15 protein-coding genes and 2 pseudogenes are annotated in these 17589 nt (G+C 65.3%); 3 read left to right on the forward strand and 14 right to left on the reverse strand.

Features of this window, described 5'->3' with window-relative positions:
• Positions 1 to 130 (forward strand): annotated as a pseudogene (locus EN745_RS36855) (GlxA family transcriptional regulator); the annotation flags it as partial.
• A 13-nt stretch (positions 131 to 143) separates the two neighbouring features.
• Here the strand turns inward: EN745_RS36855 and EN745_RS06860 are convergent.
• The 6 genes and pseudogenes from EN745_RS06860 to EN745_RS06885 form a co-directional block, all read right to left on the reverse strand.
• On the reverse strand, positions 144 to 974 hold the full coding sequence (locus EN745_RS06860; RefSeq protein ID WP_127420846.1) for a GNAT family N-acetyltransferase: 831 nt from the start codon (positions 972 to 974) through the stop codon (positions 144 to 146).
• Between the two features lie 4 nt (positions 975 to 978).
• A complete protein-coding gene (locus EN745_RS06865) occupies positions 979 to 1725 on the reverse strand; it encodes an aspartate/glutamate racemase family protein (protein ID WP_127420847.1) in 747 nt (248 codons plus the stop codon).
• Positions 1726 to 1736: 11 nt separating this feature from the next.
• Positions 1737 to 2555, reverse strand: coding sequence for an ABC transporter permease (locus EN745_RS06870; RefSeq protein WP_127420848.1), 819 nt, complete (start codon positions 2553 to 2555; stop codon positions 1737 to 1739).
• A 4-nt stretch (positions 2556 to 2559) separates the two neighbouring features.
• A pseudogene (locus EN745_RS06875) lies at positions 2560 to 3399 on the reverse strand (ABC transporter permease); the annotation flags it as partial.
• Positions 3400 to 3542: 143 nt separating this feature from the next.
• Positions 3543 to 4832: a PotD/PotF family extracellular solute-binding protein gene (locus EN745_RS06880; protein ID WP_126058528.1), complete on the reverse strand. Its 1290-nt coding sequence runs from the start codon at positions 4830 to 4832 to the stop codon at positions 3543 to 3545.
• 33 nt (positions 4833 to 4865) lie between these two features.
• Entirely contained in the window at positions 4866 to 5954 is a 1089-nt protein-coding gene (locus EN745_RS06885) for an ABC transporter ATP-binding protein (RefSeq protein WP_126058527.1), read from the reverse strand.
• Between the two features lie 261 nt (positions 5955 to 6215).
• On the opposite strand from EN745_RS06885, the gene EN745_RS06890 reads away from it, so the two are divergent.
• Together EN745_RS06890 and EN745_RS06895 are read left to right on the forward strand one after the other, a co-directional pair.
• Entirely contained in the window at positions 6216 to 6929 is a 714-nt protein-coding gene (locus EN745_RS06890) for a GntR family transcriptional regulator (RefSeq protein ID WP_126058526.1), read from the forward strand.
• A gap of 312 nt (positions 6930 to 7241) precedes the next feature.
• On the forward strand, positions 7242 to 8108 hold the full coding sequence (locus tag EN745_RS06895) for a hypothetical protein (protein ID WP_189362982.1): 867 nt from the start codon (positions 7242 to 7244) through the stop codon (positions 8106 to 8108).
• Between the two features lie 139 nt (positions 8109 to 8247).
• On the opposite strand, the gene EN745_RS06900 is transcribed toward EN745_RS06895, so the two are convergent.
• The 8 genes from EN745_RS06900 to EN745_RS06935 form a co-directional block, all read right to left on the reverse strand.
• Positions 8248 to 9762: an aldehyde dehydrogenase family protein gene (locus tag EN745_RS06900; protein ID WP_127420850.1), complete on the reverse strand. Its 1515-nt coding sequence runs from the start codon at positions 9760 to 9762 to the stop codon at positions 8248 to 8250.
• A 182-nt stretch (positions 9763 to 9944) separates the two neighbouring features.
• Positions 9945 to 11216 carry an RNA polymerase sigma factor gene (locus EN745_RS06905; protein ID WP_126058523.1) on the reverse strand — a complete coding sequence of 424 codons (1272 nt, stop codon included), beginning with the start codon at positions 11214 to 11216 and terminating at the stop codon, positions 9945 to 9947.
• Positions 11213 to 11587 (reverse strand): YciI family protein, encoded by a 375-nt coding sequence (locus tag EN745_RS06910; protein ID WP_126058522.1) that lies wholly within the window; start codon positions 11585 to 11587, stop codon positions 11213 to 11215. Before EN745_RS06910 ends, EN745_RS06905 begins: the two co-directional genes overlap by 4 nt.
• Before the next feature lie 111 nt (positions 11588 to 11698).
• On the reverse strand, positions 11699 to 12790 hold the full coding sequence (locus EN745_RS06915) for a DNA topoisomerase IB (protein ID WP_126058521.1): 1092 nt from the start codon (positions 12788 to 12790) through the stop codon (positions 11699 to 11701).
• Between the two features lie 72 nt (positions 12791 to 12862).
• Positions 12863 to 13213 carry a glycosyltransferase gene (locus EN745_RS06920; RefSeq protein WP_126058520.1) on the reverse strand — a complete coding sequence of 117 codons (351 nt, stop codon included), beginning with the start codon at positions 13211 to 13213 and terminating at the stop codon, positions 12863 to 12865.
• Positions 13213 to 14148, reverse strand: coding sequence for a glycosyltransferase family 2 protein (locus tag EN745_RS06925; RefSeq protein WP_126058519.1), 936 nt, complete (start codon positions 14146 to 14148; stop codon positions 13213 to 13215). Before EN745_RS06925 ends, EN745_RS06920 begins: the two co-directional genes overlap by 1 nt.
• A 136-nt stretch (positions 14149 to 14284) precedes the next feature.
• Positions 14285 to 15169 carry a transglutaminase family protein gene (locus EN745_RS06930; RefSeq protein WP_127420851.1) on the reverse strand — a complete coding sequence of 295 codons (885 nt, stop codon included), beginning with the start codon at positions 15167 to 15169 and terminating at the stop codon, positions 14285 to 14287.
• Positions 15170 to 15172: 3 nt separating this feature from the next.
• The gene (locus EN745_RS06935; protein WP_127420852.1) at positions 15173 to 17584 is read right to left on the reverse strand and encodes a circularly permuted type 2 ATP-grasp protein; all 2412 of its coding nucleotides are present in this window, start codon (positions 17582 to 17584) and stop codon (positions 15173 to 15175) included.
• Between the last annotated feature and the right edge of the window lie 5 nt (positions 17585 to 17589).

The raw sequence follows: 17589 nt of genomic DNA on the forward strand, positions 1-17589 counted from the left end.
GACCAGCTCCGCCTCTCTCGATCGCATCGCCGCCGCCACCGGTTTCGGCGATCCCGGCCGCATGCGCCGCGCCTTCATGCGCGGCTTCGGCCAGCCGACCCAGGCGCTGCGGCGCTCGGCGCGGCGATAGCGGCCGCCCCGCGTCAGCCCAGCTCGAGCGTGGTTATGCCGAAGACCCTGGCTTGCGCGTTTGCCGGCACGCCTCTCCGATACATCCGGGTCGTGCTGAAGCCGGGCGACAGGCCGGCGGCCCGAAGCGCTGCGGTGAAATCCGCATTGGCCACCGGCACGTCGATGTGCAGCGTGCCCCTCATCATGTCGGCCAGCGCAGCCAGCAGCCGCAGCGCGGTCTCGGTATCGTCGGCGAACAGCGGCCCGACCTTGAAACCTTCCCGGCACTGACGCGCCACGCCGTAGCCGCAAATCCGGCCGGCTTTCATGGCCAGCAAGGCAACGCGCGGCGGCTGCAGCCATCCTTCGAGAAAGGCCGGCCGTGGCGCCGGGAAACAGCCGCGGTCATAGGCGAGGACGTCGGCAAGCCGACCGGGCGTCGGTGGCCGGATGTCGCCGCCCCCGGGCAGACCCGCGGCATGGCCGCTGTAGCGGAGCGTCTCGTAGACGGGCTGAAATCCCATGCGCCGGTAGTTGGGCTGCTGCTCGACGACACCGTCGAGGCCGATCGTGCGATTGCCGAGCCGCGCCATGCCGGCGTCCCAGACCGCCCTGCCATGCCCCTTGCCGCGCCGGTCGGGACGGCAGATATAGAGGCCGATGAAGCCGAAGCGGTCGCCATAGGCAACCGCCGAGATGCCGGCCACCATCCCGCCGTCGACGAAGGCGCCGATGAAACCTTCGGGATCTGCCGCCTGGAACACGGCGGCATCGCCAAAGCCTGGATTCCAGCCTTCGCCCGCGGCCCAGTCGACAAGCATTTCCACCTCTTGCGAGGCGAGCAAGCGGATTGTTCTCGGCATCGTATCACTCGGCGGCGACGTCACCCGGGGCGAAGGATTTCAGCACGCCACGATAGGGCTTTGCCAGCGGGTTTGCATAGGCGCCGCGTTTGGATGTTGACAGGCCAAGCGCAATCAGCGCCTCGGCCTGCTTCACCGCAGCGCCGACGCCGTCGATGATCGGCAGGCGGAAATCCCGTTGCAGTTCGGCGGCAAGATCGGCCATTCCGGCGCAGCCGAGCACGATCGCCTCGGCGCGATCCCGCTCGATCGCACGCGCGATCTCGTCACGCAGCTTGACGATGGCGCCTGATGCCGGGTCTTCCAGCGCCAGGACCGGAATGTCGGCGGCGCGCACGCGGGCCCGCGCGGCCATGCCGTAGCGCCGCACCAGCTCCTCGACCGGCACCCGTGAGCGTTCGGTGGTGGTCACCACGCTGAAGCGCTGAGCAATGAAGGACGCGAGGCTGAGCGCCGCCTCACAGATGCCGATGACCGGGATGTTCGCCATGGCGCGCGCCGCGTCCAGTCCGGTGTCGTCAAAACAGGCGATGATCGCCGCCTGCGCGCCGGCGCGCTCGCCGGCGGCGATCTCAACCAGCAGGCCGGGCACCGCAAGTGCCTCGTCATAATAGCCCTCTATAGACACAGGCCCCATCGACGAGGTAACGGCGGCGATCTCCGTCGAGGCGCCAGCAACCGAGCGGGCGGCCATCGCGATCGTTTCGGTCATGCTGGCGGTCGTGTTCGGATTTACCACGAGGATCTGCACGTCGGCTCCGTTCAGGCCCGCGCCCGGCGGCGGCCGACATAGACGATCGCGCCGAGCGTCGCCAGGATCACCAAAAAGGAGAACACGGTCGTCACCGTGCCCAGCGCGTAGAGCACCGGCGTCGTCACATTGGTCGTCATGCCGTAGATCTCGAGCGGCAGCGTGTTGAAGGTGCCCGACGTCATCAGCGTGCGGGCGAACTCGTCATAGGAGAGTGTGAAGCCGAACAGGCCGACGCCGATCAGGCTGGGCGCGATCATCGGCAGAACCACATGCGCGAAGGTCTGCCAGGCGGTGGCGCCAAGGTCGCGAGCGGCCTCCTCATAGGCCGGCGAGAACCGGTTGAAGACGGCGAACATGATCAGCACGCCGAAGGGCAAGGTCCAGGTCAGATGCGCGCCGAAGGCCGAGGTGTACCAGGCCGGACGAAAGCCGATCTGCTGGAAGACGACACCGATGCCGAGGCTGATGATGATCGACGGCACGACCAGGCTGGCGACGGCGAGATAGAACAGCGCCGTGGCGCCGCGGAACTTGCGGCGGAAGGCAAGCCCGGCGAGCAGTGAGACGATGACGGTCACCGCCATCACCATCAGGCCGAGCGCCAGCGAACGCCTGAAGCTGCCGCCGAAATCGCCCACCGCCTGCTTCTCGAACAGGTTGGCGAACCAGTGCAGCGAGACGCCGTTGAGCGGAAAGGTCAGGCCGCCATTCTCACCCTGGAAGGACAGGATCAGGATCGCCGACAGCGGCCCGTAGAGGAACAGCACGAACAGAGCGAAGAAGGCCGCCAGCCCGTAGAATTCGAGAGTGCGCTTCTCGCGGTTCATCGCCTCAGAGCTCCTTGCGGATGTCGACGATGCGCAGGATGCCGGCGACCATCAGGAGCACCAGCACCAGAAGCACGGCCGCGTTGGCGGCGGCGGCCGGATATTGCAGCAGCGACATCTGGTTCTTCATCATCAGCGCGACGGAGGCGCTCTGTCCGCCCGACATCACCTGCACGGTGGAAAAATCGGCCATCACAAGCGTGACGACAAAGATGGTGCCGATCGCCATGCCGGGCTTCGCGAGTGGGATGACGACATTCCACAGGATCTGCCAGCCGGAAGCGCCGGCGTCGCGCGCGGCCTCGAACAGCGAGCGGTCGATGCGCATCAGCGTGTTGAAGATCGGCGTCACCATGAACAGCGTGTAGAGATGCACCATGGCGAGCACGACGGCGAATTCGGAATAGAGCAGCCATTCGATCGGCCTCGGTACCAGCCCCAGATGCACCAGCGTCGAGTTGACCAGGCCGTTGCGGCCGAGCACCGGAATCCACGAGATCATGCGGATGATGTTGGAGGTCAGGAACGGCACGGTGCAGACCAGGAACAGCACCATCTGCATGGCCGTGGTGCGGATGTGGAAGGCGAGGAAATAGGCGACCCAGAAGCCGATGAAGAGCGTCAACGCCCAGACGATGGCAGTGTATTTCAGCGTGTTGAGATAGGTCTTCCAGGTGACCCAGGAACCGAGCACGTCGGAATAGTTGGTCGTCAGGAAATCCGGATACATCGCCGCGAAGTCGTAGTCCCAGAAGCTGACGACGACGATCATCAGGATCGGCAGCAGCAGGAACGCGCCGAGGATCAGCGCGAGCGGCGTCGCCTGCAGATAGGGCGCGATGGCGCCGATCGAGAACCGGTGGCGCCTGGCGGGCCTGGCCGCGGCCATTGCAGGGCGTTCGAGCGCGACTGTCATGCGGGATATCCGACGAGCGGTTGTGTTTGCGGATGACGGCGGCGTCGCCGCCGTCATCCGCGATCAGTGCATCACGCCGCGATGAACTCGTTCCAGCGCTTCACCATGTAGCGGTCCTCGTCCATCACCGAGTTCCAGCAGGCAACCTTGCCCATGCGCTCGACGAAGGAACCGCCGTCACGCACCGCGCCAGCCTTCTCCATCACCTTGCCGTCCGGCGCGACGATGTCGCCCTTTGCCGGCTTGCCCTCGACCCAGAAGCCCCATTCATCCTCGGACATGAACTGCTTGGCCGTGTCCATGGCGGCGGAATAGTAGCCCTGGCGGTTAAGATAGGCGCCGACCCAACCGGACAGGTACCAGTTGATGTATTCATAGGCCGCGTCGAGCTCGGCGCCCTTGAGATGCGCCGCGAGGCCGAGGCCGCCGCCCCACGACCGATAGCCTTCCTTGAGCGGCTGATATTTGCAGGCGATGCCCTTGGAGCGCACCGCTGCCACCGCCGGCGACCACATCGACTGGATCACCACTTCGCCGGACGCCATCAGGTTGACGCTCTCGTCGAAGGATTTCCAGAAGGCGCGGAACTGACCGTCCTGCTTGGCCTTGATCAGGAAATCGATCGTCTTGTCGATCTCCTCCTTGGTCATGTTGCCCTTGTCTGCATATTTGATGTTGCCCATGGCTTCCATGATCATGGCCGCATCCATGATGCCGATCGACGGGATGTTGAGGATGGCGGCCTTGCCCTTGAAAGCCGGATCCATGATGTCGGCCCAGGTGGTGATGTCGCGGCCGACGAGGTCGGGGCGGATGCCCAGCGTGTCGGCATTGTAGATGGTCGGAACCATCGTCATCCACTGGGTCGGTTCCTTGGCGAAGGCCTTGGAATCCTGCGCCTCCACGAAGCCGACCGTGTGTGGTGCCGTGCCTTGCGCGATCACGCTGTCGGGCGTCAGCTTGCCGGTGATGAACAGCGGCACGATCTTGTCGTAATATTTCAGCTTCTTGACGTCCATCGGCTGCATGACGCCGGTCGGATATACCTTCTTGGCGATCCAGTATTCGATGTCTGCGATGTCGTAGCTGTCGGGCTGTGTCACCGCGCGCTGCGCGGCGGCATCGGAATCGGTCGCCGTCATCTCCAGCGTGATGCCGAGATCCGCCTTACACTTTTCGGCGATGGCATTGAGGTTAGACACGCCGGTACCGAACTGGCGCAGCGTGATGTTCGACTGCGCCCAGATGGTCGGGAAGCCGGTGATGACGCCGGAGCCGGCGGCAAGGCCGACCGCCGCTGCGCCCGTCTTGAGCAGCGAGCGGCGGGAAATGCCTGTCTTCTTGTCGGTTGTGTTGGTCATTGTCAGTTCCCCTTTTGGTTTGGTTGTGATGGTTCAGGAATCGAGACGACCGAGGATGATCGCATCCTCGGCGTCCCAGGCGATCGGCACCGCGTCGCCGACGGCGACCGGCCTGGCAAAAAAGCCCTCGTCGTCGAGGATGACTGTGAACTCCTCGATGCCAGCGCCGTTGACCGAGAGCTTCACGGTTGCGCCGCGATACTCGATGTTGGAAACGATGCCGCTGAAGCCGAGCCCCGCCGCCGGCGCCTCGCCGATGCGCACATGGTCGGTGCGGATGGCGATGTCGATCGGCTCGCCGGGCTCGCGGCCCTGCCCGCTCGCGGCGAGCGAGACGCCGCCCGGCACCTCAAAGAGAACCATGCCGTCGCTGCTGCCGCTGACGCGGCCGGACACGACATTGTGGTCGCCCATGAAGCGGGCGACGAAAGCGGTCGCCGGCCGTTCGAATACGGTGCGCGGCGGCGCCGCCTGCTCGATGCGGCCATTGTTCATCACCACGATCAGGTCGGCCAGCGCCATTGCCTCCTCCTGGCTGTGGGTGACGTGAACGAAGGTGATGGCGAGCGAGGTCTGCAGCTTCTTCAGCTCCGCCCGCATGCGTATCTTGAGGAACGGATCGAGCGCCGAAAGCGGCTCGTCGAGCAGCAGCGCCTCGGGATCGGTGATCAATGCGCGGGCCAGCGCCACGCGCTGCTGCTGCCCGCCTGAAAGCTGCGCCGGGCGGCGGCTTGCATAGGCTTCCATCTGCATCAGCTTCAGCATGTCGAGCGCCTTGGAGCGGCGCTCCTCCTTGCCGACACCCTTCATCTTCAGGCTAAAGGCGACATTGTCGACGAGGTCGAGATGCGGAAACAGCGCATAGGACTGGAACATCATGGCTGTGCCGCGCTTGGCAGGCGGCAGGTCGGTGACGACGGTGTTGCCGAGCCGCACGTCGCCGCTCGAGATGCTCTCATGCCCGGCGATCATGCGCAGCGTCGAGGTCTTGCCGCAGCCGGAAGGACCGAGCAGGCAGCAATAGGTGCCGGCCGGAATCTTGAGGCTGATGTCCTCGACGGCGGTGGTCGCGCCATAGACTTTCGAAACGGACACGATGTCGATTTCGGCGGCTTTGGACATCCGGGCTCCTCTTGGCTCGGATTAACCAAAGCATCATGCATGCCAGTTGCCCGCCGCCACCCTCAAGCGTTTGAATCCTCGAGCAAATTGTCGATCCGGCCTCGCGCCCAGCAAAGCAGCACTCGTGTGCGATGCACAAATTATGGGCGATTGTCGGCGATGTCAGCAGAAATCGTATGCAATCTTTTCTACTATTGCGTTCAATTTGGCTCTCGTGCAGGCGGCCCGATTCAGGCTACAAGAGCTGAGGACCTTGCCGCCATGAACATCGCCGACCAGACCTTCCCAGCCGTCGACAACGCCAACGAGGATCGCGCCCAGGCGATCCGCGACCAGTTGCGGGACGCCATCGTCGACCGCCGGCTTGCGCCCGGAACCAAACTGTCCGAAGGCGAGGTCGGCACCCTATTCGATGTCAGCCGCACCGTCGCACGCGCGGCGCTGCAGATGCTCTCCTTCGAAGGCTTGGTGCGCACCGAGCGCAATCGCGGCGCCTTCGTCGCCAATCCCTCGCCGGAAGAGGCGCGCCAGGTCTTTGCCTCGCGCCGGCTGATCGAGCCCGGCATCGCGGTCGCCGCCGCCGGGCGCATCACACCGGCTGACGTTGCCGCCTTCAAGGCACAGCTCGAGGAAGAGGGCCGCTTTATCGCCGAGCGCGGGCCGAGCGCAAGGCGCTCCGAGATCAAGGCCTCCGGCGATTTCCATCTGCTGTTGGCTTCCGTGGCCGGCAATGTCATCCTGCAGCGCTTTATGGAAGAGCTGGTCGCGCGCTCCTCGCTGGTGATCGCGCTCTATGGCCGCTCCGGCATTTCGAGCTGCGGCCACAACGAGCATCTGCAGATCCTGGACGCGCTGGAGAACGGCAACGCCGAACGCGCCAGCGCGCTGATGCTGCACCACATCGACCATATCGAGGCTGATCTCGACCTGCGCGTCAGGAGCGGTCCGGCGCTGCGGCAGGCCCTCGAGTCCTGACAACCTGCGCGAGCCGGCCGATGCCGTTGCTTGTTTCAATCTTGGCCTGGAACGCGCGCTCACCCCGGCCCGGATGGCGCGAAGCCTGTGCTTGCCCCTTGCGTGCGTCAATTCGGCCGGCGGCTGCCGGGCTGACTATCGTTGGGAGGAGTTTTGCGAACGTTTGCAAAGAGTTAGCGAGGAAATGGCCCCGGCCTGCATGCAGGCCGCCCTACTTTGGTACGGGGAGCGCAATACTGGACACCAACGATGAAGGCTGGAAATGTGCTTCATGTTTCACGGTTCGGAGGGCTGAATCGGAGCAGGAGCAGGATGGCGCTGAAAGCCGAAGACATTGCCGGCCATCCGGCTGTGCACCGTGGTGTCCAGGAGCAGTCACGGGCGCTTATCCAGATCTACGAAACGAGCCCTCGGCTGGCCGCGATCTTCGCCACGCAGCAACGCTGGCTGATGGGCCATGTCGGCCTTGCCCTGCATTTCAGGCGGAATCCGAACGACCATCACACCGCGCTGACCTTGGCGCGCTTCCTCAAGGTGATACGCCAGAATTCGGTAGCCAGCCGCAACACGGCGGAAGCCTTCATCAAGGAGATGTTGCATTACAACATCGCCGAATATCTGCCGACAAGCGAAGATGCGCGCGCCCATCCCATGCAGCCCACGGCAGCCACCATCAAGACATTCACGGGCTGGGTCCTCGCCCATCTCAGGACGCTGGATATGATCGACGGCGGCAACCGGCTGGCCACCTTCCTCGACCGGCCCGAAATGCTGGCCAGATTGCAGCCGCTTATCGCGGACGGTCTGTTGTCTTCAGCGCCGGTGCGTGAGCCCGAGCAGACCTTCTCGCTGTTCATCTGGCTCAACAATGGCGGCATCGTCATGGACTGGCTGATGTCCGGCATCGATCCAGAGAATGCCGGACTGGACAAGATCCCGACAAGCGTGGTCTCGATCGCAGAGTTCGCCCGATGGCTTAAGCTGTCGCGCACCCATCTCGCGCGCAAGCTGCATGACGCCGAGGAACTCGGCAGCATCGGCTGGGCCGGCCAGCGCGGCCATTCCCTGATGTGGGTTTCGAAGGAATTCTACCACGAATACATGGCCGTCCAGGCGGCCAAGCTCGCCGTTGTCGATGCGGCCTTCGAGGTCTGTTTTCCGGCACCGGAAAGAGGCTGAACGTTCTGCCCTCCGCACAACCCGCGATCTCACCGGCAAACGTCAGAAAGTGTCCGGCGTCGCGGCCGCCATGCGCGCTGTCGACCTGCGTGGCCTGATCGTGCAGGACAGGCGCCGCCATGAGCGGCGCCTGCGATCCTCAGTCGATGTCGAACGAGACGCCCTGGGCAAGCGGCAGCGCCTTGGAGTAGTTCACCGTGTTGGTGGCACGCCGCATATAGGCCTTCCAGGCATCCGAGCCGCTCTCGCGGCCGCCGCCGGTCTCCTTCTCGCCACCGAACGCGCCGCCGATCTCGGCGCCGGAGGTGCCGATGTTGACATTGGCGATGCCGCAATCCGAACCATCAACGCCTAGGAAGCGCTCGGACTCCTGCAGGTCGCGGGTGAAGATCGACGACGACAGTCCCGCGCCGACCGCGTTATGCTCGTCGAGCACGGCATCGAAGTCGGAGTACTTCATCACATAAAGGATCGGCGCGAAGGTTTCTTCCGTCACCGGCGCGACCTGCTTGGGCATCTCGACCAGCGCCGGGTGCACGTAATAGGCATCCGGATGGCCGTTCTCGACCCGCGAACCGCCGGTAACTTTGCCGCCATGGGCGGTGGCTTCCTGCAACGCCTTCTGCATGTTGTCGAAGGCGGCCTTGTCGATCAGCGGACCGACCAGCGAAGACGTTTCCAGCGGATTGCCGACCGAGACGCTCTGATAGGCCTTCTTGAGACGCGGCAGCAGCGCGTCGTAGACGCTCTCGTGCACGAACAGGCGCCGCAGCGTCGTGCAGCGCTGGCCGGCCGTGCCCATGGCGCCAAACGCGATGGCCCGCAGCGCTATGTCGAGATCGGCGGTCGGGCAGACAATGCCGGCATTGTTGCCGCCGAGCTCCAGCACCGCGCGCGCGAAGCGCTTGGCCAGCCGCGGACCGACGTCGCGACCCATGCGGGTCGAGCCGGTGGCCGAGACCAGCGGCACCTTCGGGTGGTCGACCAGGATCTCGCCGACGGCGCGGTCGCCGATCAGCACCGGCGCCAGCCCTGCGGGCGCATCATTGCCGAAGCGCTCGACCGCGCGCTTGAAGATCGCCTCGCAGGCAAGCGCGGTCAGCGGCGTCTTTTCCGACGGCTTCCACACAACGGCGTCGCCGCAGACCAGCGCAAGGGCTGCATTCCACGACCATACCGCGACCGGAAAATTGAAGGCCGAAATGACGCCGACGACGCCCAGCGGATGCCAGGTCTCCATCATGCGGTGGCCGGGGCGTTCGGTGGCGATGGTCAGGCCATACAACTGCCTGGAAAGGCCGACGGCGAAATCGCAGATGTCGATCATCTCCTGCACCTCGCCGAGCCCTTCGGACGGGATCTTGCCGACCTCGATCGAAACCAGCCGGCCAAGCTCGGCCTTGTGGGCGCGCAGTTCCTCGCCAAGCAGGCGAACCAACTCGCCGCGCTTCGGTCCCGGCACCAGCCGCCAGGCCTGGAACGCCTTGTGGGCGGCGTCGATGGTTTTGGCCGCATCGCCCGGCAAGATCGTCTTGAGCGCTGCGATCCGCTCGCCGGTCACCGGGCTACGCACGATCAGGTCGCCGCCGGAAAGCGCGTCCTTGGCGACACCGAGCTTCTCCAGAAGTGCGGCCGTTTCCTTCGCTATCGTCATTTTTGTCCCTTTCAGATCCCGTCGCAAGGCAACGGGGCAAAGCCATGCGCCACCCTGTCCGTACCGTCGGGCCCGTCGGAGCGCTTTCATGGCGTGGCATTACTCGTTTCGGGGAAAAACCGCCACCCCGGCATGGTCTAAGCCCGGACCGCAGGGTTGGGCCAGACTTTCGAGACGGCCGCTCAGCGCGCCTTTTGCGCGGCCCGCTCGGCGCCTTCCTTCATCAGGCGATCGATATGCATGCGGATATGGGCCGCCTCGGCGGCTGTGTTGGCAAGCGCGATCGCCCGGTCGAACGCAACGCGCGCCTCATCGCCGCGGTCGAGTTGCATCAGCAGGCCGCCCTTGAGGCCGAAGAAGTGGAAATAGCCGGACAGCCTATCCTCCAGCGGCTCGATCATGGCGAGCGCCGCCTCGGGGCCGCGCACCTTGGACACCGCGACGGCGCGATTGAGCGTCACCACCGGCGACGGCTGCATGCGCTCGAGCAGGCTGTAGAGCAGGTCGATCTCGGTCCAGTCGGTGTCTTCGGGCTTCACCGCCCGCGCATGCAGCGCGGCGATCGCCGCTTGCACCTGGTAGGGGCCGGGTTTCTGGTGGCGCAGCGCCTTGTCGACCAGCGCCAGGCCCTCGTCGATCATCTTGCGGCTCCAGAGACTGCGGTCCTGGTCCTCCAGCAGGACGATCTCGCCACTGACGTCGAAGCGTGCCGGCGCCCGCGCATGCTGCAGCAGGAGCAGTGCCGTCAGCCCCATGATTTCAGGCTCGGTCTGGAACAGCCGAAGCAAGAGCCGCGCCAGCCGGATCGCCTCCTCGCAGAGCGGCGCGCGCGCCGGCGCCTCGCCGCTGTTGGTCGAATAGCCCTCGTTGAAGATCAGGTAGACCATGGCGGCCACCGCCGCGAGCCGTTCCGAGCGCTCGACGGCGCCCGGCGTCTCGAAAGGCACGCCGGCATCCGCGATGCGCGCCTTGGCGCGGGTGATGCGCTGCTCCATGGCGCTTTCGCCGACCAGGAAGGCGCGCGCGATCTGTTTGACGGTAAGGCCGGAGACGATGCGCAATGCCACCGCGATCTGCTGCGTCGCCGGCAGGTCCGGATGGCAGCAGATGAACAGGAGCCGCAGGATGTCGTCGCGATAGTGGGCGCCGTCGAGACGCTCGGCGATATCGCTTTCGGTATCCTCCAGGTCGGAGATCTGGTCCTCTTCCGGCAGCGGCGCCTGCTTGGACCGCTTGCGGACCGCGTCGATGCCGCTGTTGCGGCCGACGAAGATCAGCCAGGCGGCGGGATCGCGCGGCGGGCCGTTCTTCGGCCAGTTCTTCAGCGCCCTCAGGCACGCATCCTGGAAAGCTTCTTCCGCGGCGTCGAGATCGCGGAAGTAGCGCAGCAGCGCACCCATCGCCTGCGGACGGGCGGTGCTGATCGCGGTGCTTATCCAGGCAAGCTCGGTCATGCGGGTACTCTGGCCGGATTGAAGAGGGAAACCGGGCGTATCTCGTAGGAGCCGCCGCTTGGATTGACCTCGGAAAGCTCGCGCGCGAAGTCGACGGCCTCGTCGAGGTCGGCGCATTCGAGCGTATAGAAGCCGAGGAACTGTTCCTTGGTTTCGGCGAACGGGCCGTCGATGACGACCGGCTCGCCCTTGACCGTGCGCAACGTCGTCGCGGCGGTGGTCGGCAAGAGACGCGCGACGGGCCCAAGCCGCCCGGCCTGGGCGTATTTTTCCTGCACGCCCAATAGCTTTGCCATGACCTCGTCGTCCTGTTCCTTGCTCCAGGAGCAGACGACGTCTTCGGAGGCGTAGCAGAGGATGGCGTAGAGCATGGCAAATCCTTTCCGTATCAAAGGACGCGACAGTAGGGCCCTTCCCGACACAACGTCGATAAAAAAATATTGAGCGATCACACGGGCTTGCCCGTCCACCCGTGCCACTGGTCAGGCGCCGCGCGTCTCAAGCCATCGCAACACCAGCGTCTCCTCTTCGTCGAGACCGGGTATCAGGCGTTTTCGCTTGCTTGCCTCCGCCATTTCGCTGAGCAGCCGGCCGTTTGCCCATGCTTCGAAGACCAGCGGGTGGATGTAGCATTTGCGGCAGATGGCACGCGTGTTGCCGAGGCGCTCGGCGACCCTGTCGATGATCCCGTTCATGACCCGCTTCATCTGCGCCTGGCTTTCCGGACGCTCGGCTTGTGCAAACAGCGACGCGGCGTGGATGGTGCCGCCCCAGGTTCGGAAATGCTTCGAGCTGAAATCCGCGTCGGCCGCGTCGCGGATATAGCGGTTGACGTCGCCCGAACCGACCGGATGCCTGTTGCCGTCCTCGTCAAGATACTGAAGCAGCTTCTGGCCCGGAAGTTCCTGCGCGCCGCGCACGATCCTGGCGATCCGGCGGTCGACCAGCTTCAGCTTCCATTCCTTGCCGGACTTGCCCTTGAAGGCAAAGCGCAAGTGCGATCCCTCGATGTCGACATGACGGTCGCGCAACGTCGTCAGGCCGAAACTCTTGTTGTCGCGGGCATAGGCGGCATTGCCGACGCGGATCATCGTATTGTCGAGCAGCCAGACGGTCGCCGCGACGACGCGCTCCGCCGGCAGACCGTGACGGCGCAGATCCGCATCGATGCGGCGCCGCAGTCCGGGCAGGCTTTTGGCAAAGGCGACCAAGCTTGAATATTTGGCGCCGTCGCGCTCGGCGGCCCACAGCGCATGATAGCGGTATTGCTTGCGCCCGCGCTGGTCCCGGCCGGTCGCCTGGATGTGCCCGCGGGCATCAGGCGAAATCCAGACATCGGTCCACGCCGGCGGAATGGCCAGTGCCTTGATGCGCGCAAGCGTGGCCGCTGAGACCGAACGGCCCTGGAGCCCGAGATAGGCAAAGCCCTTGCCTTTTCGCTTGCGGCGAATGCCGGGATCGGCATCGCTGACATAGGTGAGCGACGCGCGCTCGGCCGAATCTTGCGCGCCGTTCTTTCGGGTTTCGTCCTCTCCTGCTGAACGGTCAGGGGAGGATTGCGGTCGTTGCAGCATGATGCATCCCACGGAACTGGTCCGTAGATAAGCCGCATCGCCGGCGACTGGTTCCGTGCTGCTCTTAAGGGTTCACGCTCGCGCGACGGCCGACAGGTCCGCCATCCAGAGCCCGCCGTCATCGGATCTCTGCCCAGCGCGGGCAGGCGAGGCAATCCGCGGCAAGGAAGGCGACGAACGGGGCTTGTGTCGCCGCAGGCCGATATTTCGCGCAGCGCCGGCGAACAGTCGCTGCCCGACCTCGATGACCCTGACATCGAGTCCGGCACGACCCAGCAGTGCCTGGACATCCCCGCCGCCGGAATTCACGACCACGACCTCGAACGGTGCATTCTGGTCGAGCGCCGATCTTACTGCTGCGACCAACTCGGCAGGCGCCCGCAAACCAATCACCACGACTGCGAGTTCCGGCCTCTCGGCCATCAGGCGCTTTGCAACTGGACACGCGGCATGGAAAACCGGCGCCGCGCCGCAAGCTTGAACTGATAGCGCATGCAACGCCAGATGTCCGACGGCACCTTCGGCGCGGCCTTGGCCACGGCCAGGAACCGGGCCGCCGTATCCAGGTCGCCGCGCGCATAGTGGACGCGCGCGATCTTCAGGGCGACAAGCCCTTCCCTGGTCTTCAGCGTCGACTTCGCAATCCCGCAATCGGCGAGCCCGTGCAGCGCATTGCGCCATTCGAGGAAGCGCTTTGCCGGCAGCACGATGAAGCGGTCGTCGGAGCGTTCCGCCGAAACACAGTAGGTCATGACCGGTTGCGTGATGATCGCAAGCCGGGCCTTGCTCAACACCCTTGCCCAGAACAACGTGTCCTCGTCATAGGCGAGCCCGGTTGGGAACCGCGTTTCCCCGATCGCCTGCCGGGACACCAGCGCGCTTCCCACCGCAATCGAACGTATGTGACCTTCGATATAGGCCGAGGCATTGGCGATGCTCGCGGCCGTATAGCCGGCAGGCAGCTTGATCTGCCGGTCGACGCCGTCGGTCCGCCGACGATAGGCGCCGACCACCATGTCGGCCCTTGCCTGCATGCTGGCCTGAAGCAGCAATGACCGCAGCCCGCCCTCCAGATGCAGGTCGTCGGCATCGATCATGTAGATCCAGGGATGGTTCGCCTGCGACAGGGCGAGATTGCGGGCTCCGCCGGCGTCCCTGCAGTTGGACTGGATGACGCGCAACGGCAGGCCCAACCGTGAAGCAGCATCGCTGGCGACCGCTGCCGTGCCGTCCGAGGACAAATCGTCGACCAGCAGCACCTCGCCGATGGCGTCCGCTTCCGAACGCAGCGATCCCAGCGTCCTCACTATGGTCGCTGCTGCATTGTGTGCCGGAATGATGACGCTGACAGCTTTCAATGACAACTCCGCACCGGCGCAAAACCCATGCATCCGGCCGTACCGCCCCGAAGCGCAAGATAGCGACAGCGTCCGGATTTGAGAAGCAGTCTTTGCTCGCTCCGCCCGTACGGCACAGGCCTGGACCCCGATGTGTTCACAGCTTTTCGAGCACGACCGGAATGACATCGACCGCTTGCTCGGCCGCCTGGCCGCCGGTCGTCTTGAGCACGCCGACGATCGGCGCCACATCGGAATAGTCCCGCCCGTAGCCGACCGTGATGTGGTCGTTGCTCGCCCGCATGCCGTTGGTCGGATCGAATTCCTGCCATCCGGCGTCACGCCCGCACCAGGCCTTGACCCATGCATGCATGGCATCGGCACCTTCGAGCCGGGGCTTGCCCTTTGGCGGTATGGTGCGCAGGAAGCCGCTGACATAGCCAGCGGGAATGCCGAGGCCGCGCAGGCCGGCGATCATGATATGCGAGAAGTCCTGGCAGACGCCGCGCTTCAGGCCGAAGGCATCGCTGGCGCGGGTCTGCACGGTGGTGGCCTCGCCATCATAGGTGAAATCGCGATGGATGCGGTTGCACAGGTCCAGGACCGTGGCGACGGTCGAGCCGGCGATGCTGCCTTTCGCATAGGCGGTGATCGCGGAATCGATGCCGGCATGATCGCTGGCGGCAAGAAAATGATGCGGGGAATCCGGCGCCAGCGACCCCACGCCGCCGAGTTCTTCCCGCAGCCGCTGGAGGTCGGGCGATACGTCCAGCCCCGGTTCCGGGCGCGACACCGACACGCGCGCGCTCATCCGGATGTCGAGCGCGTCATGTGCATCGCGAAAGGCGATCGAAGTGACGTTGTTGCCAAAGAAATCGGAAAAGTCGGAGCGCTCGCCCGGGGCCGGCACGAAGGACAGCGAAGCCGCGACTACCCGCTGCACGCCGACAATCGTCGGCGGCAGCACGCGCACCTGGTGCCGGCCGCCACCGGCCGCGGCATCATAGTCGTAGCTCAGATGAAGCCTGATGTCGTAGAGCATGCGCTATCCGAAATAGGCCTTGGCGAGGCTGTTGTAGAGGCCGCCGATCTCATTGGCGAGATCGTCGATGACTTGCGCCGTCATGTCCGAGGGCTCCATGACGGCGATCGCCGTGTTGAGCTGAAGGATTTCCTTTGCCGCCGGCGACATGTGCCCTTCGCCGCCGCTCGAAGGCAGCATGCCGATCTCCGCCTTCAACCGCTCGAGCTGAAACAGGATGGAGCGCGGGTTGAGCGGGTCGAGCGCCAGGAGATCGATCACCGTGCGCCGGCCGGCCTGCACCGGGTACTGCCGGCGATGAGTCATGACGCTGTCGCCGATCTCCAGCATCATGTCGAGCGCGCCGTCGGGCGCGCCAGCCCTGGTCAGCCGGGCAAGCATGCGGGCGATCTGGATGCCGCGCTCCAGCCGCCGGCCGATTTCGAGAAAGCGCCAGCCGGTGAAGCGGTACATGTTCTCGTGCAGCAGGCCGGAGAAGCCGGCGAGCTTGCGCAGGATCACCGTCATCGCCCGGGTCGCGTCGTCGCCTGGCGCCACGGTCCTGGCGAACTGATGGATGGTCTTCGACAGGTCCTTCAGCGCCAGCCAGCCATCCGGCGAAAAACGGTCGCGAATCTGCCCGGCGCTGTAGACGGCGCTGTCTAGCGTGCCGATCAGGCCGAGCGGGATCGCCGTTTCGACGTCGATGCCGAACGGTTCGAGATAATCCCTGATATCGGCAAGCAGCGGCGTTTCAGGATCGGAGGTCTCGGCCAGCCGCACATGATAGGCGCGCAGCACGCGGGCCGTGTCTTCCGATCGCTCGATGTAGCGGCCGAGCCATGTCAGGTTCTCCGCCGCGCGGCTGGGCAGACTCCCAGGCATGGAGCGGGTGAAGCTGTCATGCTCCTGCGGCAGCAGTGTCTCGCGCTCGACCGGCCGGTCGCTGACCACCCAGACATCCGCCGCCTGGCCGCCGCGCTGCATGGCTATGGCTGTCGTGTCCTGCGAGAAGCCGACCCGGGCAAAACCGCCGGGCATCACCGTCCAGCCATCCGCCGTGCGCGCCAGATAGACGCGCAGGCTGGCCGGCCGCGGCTCCAGCCAGCCGCCGACATAGACGGGCGTTGTCGAAAGCGTCACCGCTTCCTGGCCGACGAAGTCGCCGCCGCTGCCCTTGATCCGCGCCACCAGTTCGGCCCGCTCGGCATCGGAGAGCATCGATCCCAGCCTGGTCGCATCGTCGTCCTCGAAGGCAAGCCGTGTCGACAGCGCCGGTCCGACCACCATGCGGTCGAAATTGGCAAGCACATGGTCGCGCTCGTTGTCCTGCCCGCACCACCAGGTGGCGACGCTCGGCAGCAGCAATTCTTCGCCGCGCAATTCCCTGGAAATCCTCGGCAGGAAGGATAGCAGCGCCCGCGTCTCCATCAGGCCCGAGCCCAGCGCATTGACGGCCGAGACCGTGCCGCTGCGGATCGCCTCGACCAGGCCGGGCGTGCCGATCTGAGAATCCGGCCTGAGTTCCAGCGGATCGGCGAAGGCGGCATCGAGCCGCCGCCACAGCACGCCGATCGGCTTCAATCCCGAGACGGTGCGCACCATCAGCTTGCCGCCGGAGACGGTCAGGTCATCGCCTTCGAGCAGCATGATGCCGAGATAGCGCGCGATATAGGCGTGCTCGTAATAGGTCTCGTTGAGCGGTCCCGGCGTCAGGATGGCGACGCGCCCGCCAGTGTCCTTGGCCATGCCGATCAGCGCGTCGCGAAAGCGGCGGAAGAAGCCGGCGAGGCGATGGACATGCATCTCGCCATAGATGTCGGACAGCGCGCGCGTGGTGGCGACACGGTTCTCCAGCGCGAAGCCCGCGCCCGACGGCGCCTGCGTGCGGTCGCCCAGCACCCACCAGCGGCCGTCCGGACCGCGGCCAAGCTCGAAGGCCAGCATGTGGAGGAAATGGCCGCTGGCCGGCCTTGTGCCGGCGACGGGCCGCAAATATTCCGGGCTGGCGGCGATCAGGCTGGCCGGCAGGATGCCCTTTTGAATCAGCCGGTTCGGACCGTAGACGTCGGCCAGAATCTCCTCGAAAAGGTCGGCGCGCTGCACGAGGCCGGCGCTGATCGCGGCCCATTCCTTTTCCTCGATCAGCAGCGGGACATGCGCCAGGGGCCACTCGCGCTCATTGGCGCCCGCCTTGTCGTAGACGCGGTAATAGACGCCGGCGTCGCGCAGATACTGGTCGGCGCGGGCGAAGCGCTGGGCGAGCTTTTCAGGGCCAAGGTCCTCCAGCGCCTCGATGAAGGCGCGCCAGACCGGGCGCGGATTGCCCGAGGCGTCGACCATCTCGTCGACGACGCCGTCGATCGGCTGGTAGTGCTCCAGCAGACTGTGGCTCAGCGGCTTGCCGCCTATCTTCTTCTGATTCCCCTTCGCCATCGTCG

The sequence above is a fragment of the Mesorhizobium sp. M4A.F.Ca.ET.022.05.2.1 genome (assembly GCF_003998845.1).
In the GTDB taxonomy this organism is placed as follows: domain Bacteria; phylum Pseudomonadota; class Alphaproteobacteria; order Rhizobiales; family Rhizobiaceae; genus Mesorhizobium.

Bases quoted from the DNA above. Each gene is read 5' to 3' on its own strand.
- EN745_RS06900 (WP_127420850.1), bottom strand. From the start codon at position 9,762: ATGACGATAGCGAAGGAAACGGCCGCACTTCTGGAGAAGCTCGGTGTC.
- EN745_RS06910 (WP_126058522.1), bottom strand. From the start codon at position 11,587: ATGCTCTACGCCATCCTCTGCTACGCCTCCGAAGACGTCGTCTGCTCC.
- EN745_RS06860 (WP_127420846.1), bottom strand. From the start codon at position 974: ATGCCGAGAACAATCCGCTTGCTCGCCTCGCAAGAGGTGGAAATGCTT.
- EN745_RS06905 (WP_126058523.1), bottom strand. From the start codon at position 11,216: ATGACCGAGCTTGCCTGGATAAGCACCGCGATCAGCACCGCCCGTCCG.
- EN745_RS06895 (WP_189362982.1), top strand. From the start codon at position 7,242: ATGGCGCTGAAAGCCGAAGACATTGCCGGCCATCCGGCTGTGCACCGT.
- EN745_RS06890 (WP_126058526.1), top strand. From the start codon at position 6,216: ATGAACATCGCCGACCAGACCTTCCCAGCCGTCGACAACGCCAACGAG.
- EN745_RS06930 (WP_127420851.1), bottom strand. From the start codon at position 15,169: ATGCTCTACGACATCAGGCTTCATCTGAGCTACGACTATGATGCCGCG.
- EN745_RS06915 (WP_126058521.1), bottom strand. From the start codon at position 12,790: ATGCTGCAACGACCGCAATCCTCCCCTGACCGTTCAGCAGGAGAGGAC.
- EN745_RS06885 (WP_126058527.1), bottom strand. From the start codon at position 5,954: ATGTCCAAAGCCGCCGAAATCGACATCGTGTCCGTTTCGAAAGTCTAT.
- EN745_RS06880 (WP_126058528.1), bottom strand. From the start codon at position 4,832: ATGACCAACACAACCGACAAGAAGACAGGCATTTCCCGCCGCTCGCTG.
- EN745_RS06870 (WP_127420848.1), bottom strand. From the start codon at position 2,555: ATGAACCGCGAGAAGCGCACTCTCGAATTCTACGGGCTGGCGGCCTTC.
- EN745_RS06920 (WP_126058520.1), bottom strand. From the start codon at position 13,213: ATGGCCGAGAGGCCGGAACTCGCAGTCGTGGTGATTGGTTTGCGGGCG.
- EN745_RS06935 (WP_127420852.1), bottom strand. From the start codon at position 17,584: ATGGCGAAGGGGAATCAGAAGAAGATAGGCGGCAAGCCGCTGAGCCAC.